The organism is Qipengyuania sp. L-5Y (assembly GCF_056859455.1).
Genome location: NZ_JBSXOM010000012.1, coordinates 1 through 8,638 on the forward strand (window position 1 = coordinate 1; position 8,638 = coordinate 8,638).

10 protein-coding genes and 2 pseudogenes are annotated in these 8,638 nt (G+C 60.6%); 4 read left to right on the forward strand and 8 right to left on the reverse strand.

The window, feature by feature from the left end; translation table 11 throughout:
- A pseudogene (locus AC13F2_RS00605) lies at positions 1–140 on the forward strand (IS5 family transposase); the annotation flags it as partial.
- An 88-nt stretch (positions 141–228) separates the two neighbouring features.
- Here AC13F2_RS00605 and AC13F2_RS00610 read toward each other — a convergent pair.
- Positions 229–480 (reverse strand): hypothetical protein, encoded by a 252-nt coding sequence (locus tag AC13F2_RS00610; protein WP_067684263.1) that lies wholly within the window; start codon positions 478–480, stop codon positions 229–231.
- 105 nt (positions 481–585) lie between these two features.
- On the opposite strand from AC13F2_RS00610, the gene AC13F2_RS00615 reads away from it, so the two are divergent.
- Together AC13F2_RS00615 and AC13F2_RS00620 are read left to right on the forward strand one after the other, a co-directional pair.
- Entirely contained in the window at positions 586–774 is a 189-nt protein-coding gene (locus AC13F2_RS00615; RefSeq protein WP_234036477.1) for a hypothetical protein, read from the forward strand.
- Positions 775–783: 9 nt separating this feature from the next.
- Positions 784–1,506, forward strand: coding sequence for a DUF6118 family protein (locus AC13F2_RS00620; protein ID WP_067684266.1), 723 nt, complete (start codon positions 784–786; stop codon positions 1,504–1,506).
- 4 nt (positions 1,507–1,510) lie between these two features.
- Here the strand turns inward: AC13F2_RS00620 and AC13F2_RS00625 are convergent, their stop codons facing one another.
- Both AC13F2_RS00625 and AC13F2_RS00630 read right to left on the reverse strand, forming a co-directional pair.
- Entirely contained in the window at positions 1,511–2,104 is a 594-nt protein-coding gene (locus AC13F2_RS00625) for a GNAT family N-acetyltransferase (protein WP_082851512.1), read from the reverse strand.
- Entirely contained in the window at positions 2,101–2,775 is a 675-nt protein-coding gene (locus AC13F2_RS00630; RefSeq protein ID WP_082731248.1) for a YgjV family protein, read from the reverse strand. The genes AC13F2_RS00625 and AC13F2_RS00630 overlap by 4 nt, the downstream gene beginning before the upstream one ends.
- A gap of 471 nt (positions 2,776–3,246) precedes the next feature.
- Between AC13F2_RS00630 and AC13F2_RS00635 the strand changes: the two genes are divergently transcribed.
- On the forward strand, positions 3,247–3,702 hold the full coding sequence (locus AC13F2_RS00635) for a hypothetical protein (protein WP_037569531.1): 456 nt from the start codon (positions 3,247–3,249) through the stop codon (positions 3,700–3,702).
- Positions 3,703–3,767: 65 nt separating this feature from the next.
- Here the strand turns inward: AC13F2_RS00635 and AC13F2_RS00640 are convergent, their stop codons facing one another.
- From AC13F2_RS00640 to AC13F2_RS00660, 5 genes and pseudogenes are all read right to left on the reverse strand, one after another.
- Positions 3,768–5,912, reverse strand: coding sequence for a TonB-dependent receptor (locus AC13F2_RS00640; RefSeq protein ID WP_037569529.1), 2,145 nt, complete (start codon positions 5,910–5,912; stop codon positions 3,768–3,770).
- A 248-nt stretch (positions 5,913–6,160) separates the two neighbouring features.
- Entirely contained in the window at positions 6,161–6,556 is a 396-nt protein-coding gene (locus AC13F2_RS00645; protein ID WP_067684272.1) for a cupredoxin domain-containing protein, read from the reverse strand.
- Positions 6,557–6,722: 166 nt separating this feature from the next.
- Positions 6,723–7,196: an MgtC/SapB family protein gene (locus AC13F2_RS00650; RefSeq protein WP_197465616.1), complete on the reverse strand. Its 474-nt coding sequence runs from the start codon at positions 7,194–7,196 to the stop codon at positions 6,723–6,725.
- A 39-nt stretch (positions 7,197–7,235) separates the two neighbouring features.
- Positions 7,236–8,405 (reverse strand): glycosyltransferase, encoded by a 1,170-nt coding sequence (locus tag AC13F2_RS00655; protein WP_067684278.1) that lies wholly within the window; start codon positions 8,403–8,405, stop codon positions 7,236–7,238.
- Between the two features lie 93 nt (positions 8,406–8,498).
- Positions 8,499–8,638 (reverse strand): annotated as a pseudogene (locus AC13F2_RS00660) (IS5 family transposase); the annotation flags it as partial.

Consider the following 8,638-nt stretch of genomic DNA (forward strand, 5'->3'; position numbering starts at 1 on the left):
ACCTGATCGAGCGACTGTTCAATAAACTCAAGAACTGGCGACGCGTTGCGACCCGCTACGACAAAACCAAGGAATCCTATCTCGGCTTCGTCGCGCTCGCCTCAGTCAAACTCTGGATACCCTTTGTCCACGAAACCTAGAATATCGGTCATTATTTAACTGTTCTCTTATCATAGTAAGCAGGTTGCCTGGATCAATCTCGGCGACGCGCTGACAATTACAGCTATATCATTTTGGCTTAGAGGCTGCCTTGTGATGCGCGCCCTTATGAGAACCGTCGTTGTGCGAGGCCTTCTTGGCAACCACCTTTTTTGACGCCGTCTTTTTGTTCTTCACGTCCATCTTGGAGTCTGGGCCCATCTTCATTCCCGCCATCGAGCCGCCACTTGTCTGTGCCGAAGCGACGCTCACACCCGCGGTGACGATGCCGATGGCCGCGGCAGCGTGAAGCAGCTTGCCAGAAAATTTCGTTCTGATCATGAGCTATCCAATCTTTTTGCGGTGATGGCGAGGCGGCCGGCCTGCCTACAAGATACTACGCGGCAAGGCGCATTAGCCCTCGCGCCCCATGATCTTTGATCGGGTGTGGAACGGCTCGGCAAGCGCATGGAGAGCATCGCGGGCGGGTTGCACCGCGACCCGCAGCTCGAATCCATCTTGAAGCGTCGCGCGCCCGAGTTGGCGTTGAGTATGGAGCGGGGCCGGTCGATCGGGCAGGAGCTGGCGCAGTGGGTCGGACAAGGCCGCAACCGCGATCGTGGCATGAGCCGGTAAGGGGGACGGGTGACGGACGAGGACAACAGCCAAGGAACCGACGCAGCCGAGGCGTTCGAGGCCATGTGCGTCGAGCTGGCGCTATTGCGCCGCGCCGTGGAGGGTCTGGCGGCCGAGCGCGGCGCGATCGACTTTCCCGACTATACCGAGACGTTGGGGCGGATGCAGAAGGGCGTGGACGCTACGGCCGACCGTATCGCGGCCATCAACGACGTGATCGCGCGAAGTCCGGCGCTGGCGATGACGCCGGAGCAGATGGCGCAGCGGATCGCCGCGGCGGGCAGCGCGGCCCGGCGCGAGGACCAGGCGGCGCTCGCCAAGGCGGGTGAGGACAAGGCCCGCGTCATGGCCGAGCTTCGCGCTATCGCCGGGTCCGCATGGACACTGGCCGAGCAGAAGAACCGGCAGCTATGGTTTGGCTTGGGCGGGGTGGCGATCGGCGTCGTCGCATGGGCGATCGTGCCGGGTTTTGTCGCGCGCGAGATCGCGCCGGCGAGCTGGCAATGGCCCGCGCGCTTGGCGGCGCGGACGCTCGACATGCCCCGTTGGGAGGCCGGTCAGCGGATGATGCAGAGCGCCGACCCGGCCGCGTTCCGCGCAGTCGTCGCGGCCGACAGGATCGTGACGGCCAACCGCAAAACGATTGAGGGGTGCAGCAAAGCCGCAGCCCGGGCGCGCGAGACGGTGCGATGCACGATCAGGGTCAGGCCGGATGGACAAGATAGTCGTTAATGCATCACGCTAGGGCAACTTCGTCGGCATCGAGCATTCGGCCCATCGCGTAGTAATCGCCAACAACGCCCGATTCTTTGTTGGCCGCCACCACATCTCCGCACACGGTATAGCCAAGCCGTTGGTAGAGTGCGAACGCCCGGTCGTTGCGAACAGCAACGTGGAAGATCAGGAAAGGTATCCTGCGGCGACGTACCCATTCCTCGGCGGATTTCACCAGACTTGTTCCGAGCCCACGTCCCTGCCACCGTGTCCGGATAGCCAGATTAAACGAGGCAAATTCGGCAGCGCCTTCGATGCACACGCTCCGCACATCTATGTAGCCGACGAGGTCGCCTATGCGTTGCAGGACGAAGATGCCTCGTTCGCCGGCTACGGCGGCGCTCAGCTCCACAGTTGTGCGGCGCAGGAGTTCCCCTCGATCTCGGACATCGAAGATCATATGTTCCGCTTCGCGAGCGAGGGCGATCTTCAAGCGTACCAAAGCTTTAGCGTCGGCAAGGTTCGCCGGGCGTGGCTCGCTCCAACTCCGCTTTCCGCCTACTTGAGCTATCGAACGCGCCGGCGGGAGTGGGGGCGCGTATATCGCCTGTGTCATGTGAAGACTTGGGCTCCCTGTAACGCGCGCGCGCGCTTTGGAATCGCGAGTTTGCCGAGGGATAGGTGACCAGAGCGGAAAGCGTGACGTGGGGAAAGCTGCGTCGGACAGCTTAGGCTGCGTGGCCCGTCCGCTCCACGCTGTTTCCGCTTCCAAAAGGCAAAAAGCCCAAGCAGATTGCCTGCGACAGATACAAGATCAACGGCCAAGGCGAACGGTGCGCCAATGAGAAGATTGTGGGCCAGCCAGAAGGGGGCGGCCACGAGAAAGACCATCTTCATCCGCGTCGTTGATCGCTGGGTCCGTGCCATGAAGGAAGCAGCCCCGCCGCAAGCGGCAAGGCCGGATAGGAGCCCATGCCAGGTCGCCACGGTAAGCAATAGCAGCGCGAGCAACGTCGCGCCGTCGAGCGCGAGCTTGGCAACCCGGTCACGAACCACCAGCGCGACGGTGAGCTGCATCAGGGAAAGAACGCATGCGGCCGAAGCGGTAGGCGCGCCGATCAGCGCGAAGTGCAGCGCGAAGGCGCACGCGCCGGTGCCTTGCACCATGAGCGCTCCCCGGCGCGAGGGTAGGAGCGGCCAGCTCACCACGCAGCCGAGGCCGACGATGCCGAATAGGATCGCAGCTAACCCGGTGCTCGCAAACGTCTGATCGAGGAAAAGCGACATCTATGCTCGCGTCGGGGTTGGTCCGGCTTCCACCGTGAAGGAAGAAGGTTAATGTGACGTTGTTGTCGACCGCTTTCCCATCGCGAGTCCCGGCCACAATGGCATTTGGCTTTTGTTGCGGACTGGTTCATTCTGCGCCTAGGGCGGCGCTCTTCCCTTTGGGTTCCGCCCGTGTTTGGACCAGGACAATGGTGCGTGACGCTTTCAAGCTTCTCGCCATCTCGACGTCGCTCGTGCTTTCTGGCTGTGTCAGTCCGCGAGAAATGGCCGCTCGCCATCGGGCGGCGTGTGCGAGTTATGGCTTCCAGCCTGGAACGGAGAGCTATGCGAATTGCCTTCTTCAGCTCGACGTAGGTGATTACGGCTACGGCCATCACAGGGGTGGCGTGCCGTTGTTTCCTGCGCGGCATCGGGCGCCCGCACCGCCTTTCCCTATTGCCACGCAAGACTAGGGTCGGCTACAGTTCACTGATGCTCCTTCGTCCTCACCTATTGATCTGCGCACTTTCGCTCGGCAGCGCCGCGCCCGTGGCGGCTCAGCAAGCGGTGCCTGCCGCGCCACGGACCGTGGCGGGTGCTTCGAAATTCATCCAGGACATGCTGACCCGCGGCACAGCCGTCGCAAAGCCTTGGCCGGGTTTCGTGCGGAGCAGCAGGATCACGAGCGTAGGAGTGAAAGGTGGTTGCCTCGTTACGCTCACGCTCGCCGACAAAAGCGCCCTCAGCGTGAAACTCGATCAGGTGGTTGCGATCCGACCGCTTTACTCGGCCAACGCGCCCCAGGCGTCGGTGGAGATCAAAGGGGGCGCGCAGCCCTACGAGGGTCTCGATATATTCGTCGGGGACAACGACGCGGTGCGCCGCGTCGGTGATGCCCTGGAGTTCATGCGCCAGTCCTGTGATCCATCGGCGAAGACTGGTTTCTAAACCGGCCAGCGGCGTCTCACCAACTTTTGCAAGGTTCATATGCTCGCAACCGACCAAGTTGGCCGTTATAACCTCATTCTAACCGTCGCGCGCACCGTCGTCGGCGCGCCGGGCATGATGTTGTTGTCGTTGTAGGCGGACGAGAAATAATCGCTGTTAAGCAGATTCTCGACGTTGATTTGCGCCTCGATCTGGGGGGTGAGCTTGAAGAATGCCGCGGCATCGACGCGCGTGAAGGCGGGTAGGATGGCGGTATTGCTGATGGAGGTGAAGCTCTTCGACTGGTGATAGACCCCGACCCCGGCCCCAAGGCGAGGGGTGAGGTCGTAGCGGGTCCACAGCGAAGCCTGCTGTTTGGGAACCAGCGGAACCTCGCGCCCGGCCGGGGCGACACTCGTCGTTTTGCGAATTGTCGCGTCCTGCAGCGCATAGCCCGCGCTGATCTGCCACTGTGCTGTGATCGCACCGCTAAGGCCGAGTTCGAACCCCTTACTGCGCTGAGCACCCGTCAGCACCGTCCGCGCGGCGTCGTTGGGGTCGGCCGCGCGGGTGTTGGTGCGGTCGAGCTGGTAGATGGCGGCCGTCAGGTTCAGCGTGGGCAGGATATCCCACTTGAGGCCAAGCTCGTAGTTGTCGAACCTTTCCGGTTCCAGCGCAGCGCTAGTGATATCGAGTGATGAGAATTGATCCCCCGACTGCGGCAGGAAGGACCGGCTATAGCTGGCGTATATCGAGACAGGTTGCACCGGCTTGAGCACCACGCCCACTCGGGGAGACCACAGGGTGTCCGTGCGGCTATAGCTCTGTGCGGCAACCAGGTCGTCGACGTTGAGCGTGAAGCGGTCGCGGCGAACGCCGCCGATGACATCGACATGGTCGCCGATCGAGATCTGGTCCTGCACGTAGAAGGCAGTGACGTCGGCGTTCGTGCGGACCGACCGGTAGCCGGTGTTGGCGGCGGTGCGCAGCGTAACCGGCGGCACCGTGATCGGGTCGGCCAACCCGACAAAGACGCGCCGCCCCCCATTGACGATATCGCCACCCCCGAAAAAGCCGTTGATCCGCTGGTTGCGCGTGCGCTGGTCGCTAACTTCGAAGCCGGCGAGCAGCACGTGGCGAACGGGGCCGGTGGTGACGGTCCACACAAGGTCGTTCTGGTTGAGCAGATTCGTGCGCGTCGTGGGATCGCTATACGCTTCGAGGCCGACGCTGCGGACGCCGCCGCGCGGCGTGACCGGGGTTACCGCAAAGGCGTTCCGATAGAGCTTGTCATAATCACCGTACAGGATCCGGCTGGTCAGGGTCAGATTGTCGCTGAAGCGGTGCTCAACGCGGCCATTTAGGACCTTGGCCTCGAAATCGCTGACGTTGAACCCCGGCACACCGAAGAAGGTGTCGCGGACGCCGGTAAGCGGACGTGATGGGCTCGTGAGCGAGCCCTGGACGGCCGAGGGGACGCCTCGGTCGATCGTTCGCTTGTCGCTGTTATATTCGAAGCCCAGATCGATCCGAGTCGCACCGCCGAGCGAGAGCGCGACGGTCGGGTTGATCGCAACCCGGCGCCCGTCATAGAAGTCGCGATTGTTTCGGAACTCCTCGTAAACGGCGTTCATCCGGGTGGAGACGGACTCGCTGAGTGGCTGACTGATGTCGGCGTCGACATACCATGCGCCATATGTGTCCGCCGAACCGCTGCCGCTGATGAAGGCGTTGGCGACAGGGCGCTTGGTGACGCGGTTGATCACGCCCCCGCCGCCGCCGCGCCCGAAGATCATCGCGTTGGGACCTTTCAAAACCTCGATCCTCTCTGCATTGTAGAGGCCGCGATAATATTGCACGTCGTCACGCAAGCCATCGACGAAGAAGTCTGCGGTGCTGCTGTTCCCGCGCAGGATGATCTGATCGCGGTGTCCCTCACCTTGGGAGATTACGGCGCCGGGGACATAGCGTAGTACATCGGCAATAGAGCGCATCGCCTGGTCGTCGATCTGCGTTTCCGTGATGATCGAGACCGCTTGGGGGACATCGTTGAGCTCGGTCGGTGTGCGCGTGGCGGTGCTGGTCGCATCGATCTGATAGCCGTCGCGGACGCCGGTCACGATGATCGTTTGCGAGGTGCTGCCGGGTCCCGGCAGGAACTGGTCTTGAGCCATTGCCGGGACGGTGAGCAGCCCGAAGCCGAGTGCAGTTCCAATACCAAGATTTCTCACCGTTGACCCTTTTGCGAATCTCTCTCAACCAACGCAATAGGTGATTTGAGAGTGCGTCGCAATAGCCCTTCGGGGTGGTCGCTGTCGGGCCCGTTGGCTTGCTCTCTAAAATATGAGACCAGCGAAACGGACTACGGCAATGTTACGAAGCCCGACGAGATCACTTATCAGAGCCTGAGTTGGCTTTGCCGTTGCATTACGCCGAACGTCCTCAGCCATGACATGGAAGAGAGCCGAGCCAGTGACGCTCACCGGACGACGATCTTGCCTTTCATGCCGAAAATCGAGTGCATGAAGTGCGAACAATGCACGTCGTAGGTTCCGATCCGGTTGACAACCAGGCGCACGTCCCCGCTTTCTCCGCCTCCCAGATCGACCTCACCCTTGTTGATCGTCGACCGGCTGGCAGGGTCAATAGTGGCTTGCTCGAAAAAGGCCTTGGCGACAAAATTGTGGCCGCCCCCTGCCGTGTTAACAAAGCGCAAGCGGTAGGGAACACCGCGTTGAAGCGTGATCGTGGCTGGAACGAAAGCGAAATTCTTCATGTCGATTTCGATCGTCCGGGCGTTCAACCAGTTCGGCGATTGAGCAAAGCCAGGCCCCGCGAGAAGAAGGCCGCAAACAGCGAGGCTTAGCGAGCGCATCGAACATCCCCAGTACAAGCGTATCATAGCACGGATTGAGCCGCAGGCTCATTTGGCCGTTCAAAAGCTGCATCGAAGCGAAAATCCCGAGAAAGGGACGTCAATTCCAACTTCCACGGCGCTAGATTCCGAGCCGATTGGCCTGCTTCGGCGTGCAAGGTGATGTTCATCGAGTAGGTTCGTCGTCGGAATCCGAATGGTGTACATGCAAGCGGGCTCGGTGCGAAACCCGCGTCCACCCAGGCATGCGAGGCAGCTCAAGGATCAAAAGAAGCATCAGAGCGGTTATGACAGCCAGATGATAGATCCCGTACGCGGCGCTTAACCCGACCGCTGCAGACGCCCAGAGCGTAGCTGCCGTTGTGAGCCCCGTCACGCGCCCAGCGTCGCGCAGGATGATGCCGGCGCCAATGAATCCTACTCCAGTAACAATTCCCGCAGAGATGCGACCTTGGTCCCCGATGGCGTTCGACACAAGTCCGAAGGCGCAGGCTCCTAGCGAAGCAGCCATGTAGGTTCGGATTCCGGCTTCCCTGCCGTGGTGCTCACGTTGCCAGCCAATTATGACACCCAGCAACCCTGCCAGTAGGATGCGCGCTATATCAAGCCACCAGGGAATGTTTTCCGTAAGATACGTCAATGACTACAACCCTTGCTTCATTTTTTTTCGCGAAATTTATCATGAAATCGATCGTCGTAAGAGTAGCTGATTATAATAATCCAGTAGGTCAATTAGGTGATCGAGATCCGTACGAACTCTTCCTGCTGCATCCAGGGTTGCGGAACGTAACTGTACGGAATCCCGCGCCAACAGGCGCAGGATCGCCGCTGCGCAGGATTTCGCGTCACGCGCATTATAGGATTCGGAATGGCTTGGTGCTGCAAATTCCGCTGACCCTCCCTCGTTAGGAACAATCAACGGCAGCCCTGACGCGATGGCTTCTAAGGCAACGAGACCAAAAGGTTCGGTATCCGATCCGTGCACGAGCGCATCTGCGCTAGCCAACACGGATGCAAATCGCTCACGCTCGAAGATCGGCTTAAACAGCCGGATGTGGGGATTGCCAGCGACGCGGCTGAAGATTTTGGGTCGATCGACGCCGTCGCCAAGGAGGATGAGCCCAATAGCCGATTGGCCGGCTTGTTCAACCGCATCAATAACCATCGGCCAGCGCTTCTCCGGGTGATGCCTCCCGACCCCGATAAGTAAATGCGCACAAGGTGGAAGGTGGCACTCGCCCAGTAGCGCTGCCCGTAGTTGTTCATCTCGAAGATGCGGGGCGAAAACGCCGCCTTCCACGCCGAGCGGAAGCGGTGCATCGACCTGAAGTCCGCGGCCGGAATACCAACGGTCGAGCGTCCTGCCATTCGTGACAAAGGCATCGAACCTGTCGAGGAAGTGAGCAAGGTAGCGGGTGTACCACCCAAACCAACTCTCAACTTTTTGCCGCGAGGCCAGTCGTCCCACCCAACGCTGCGCGTAGGCAGTCATATGGTCATTGTGTGCGAAGAAGACTTTAGCTGCGGGCGCTCTCCAGTTGGCGACGATCCATGCGGGGCGAAACGGCGAGCTTGTCTCGACGACGTCGGGATTTAGTTCATCGAGCAGTGCCGTTACCGGAGCCCCATCCCAGAACATCCCGTAGCTTCGGTCGAACGGAAGGCGGGGTGCGGCTACCCAGAAAACGCGCCCCCCGCCGGGGCGGTGTTCGAGACGATTCTCATGGCCGGGTGCGATGACAATAAGTTCGTGACCAAGATCAGCCAGGAGTCGCATTTTCCGGTCGATGTACGTTCGAACCCCACCTCCTGTCGGGCAGTAGTACTCATTGACATCAACGATCCGCATTTGAATCGACACGAGCAAGTGTTCTAGCCACTAGCAAGGTTTGCACTATAAATAGGCAAATCAGCGCGGCGCCGATGAATCCTACCAGAGCGTCTAGGTTTCGTGGACAAAGGGTATCCAGAGTTTGACTGAGGCGAGCGCGACGAAGCCGAGATAGGATTCCTTGGTTTTGTCGTAGCGGGTCGCAACGCGTCGCCAGTTCTTGAGTTTATTGAACAGTCGCTCGATCAGGT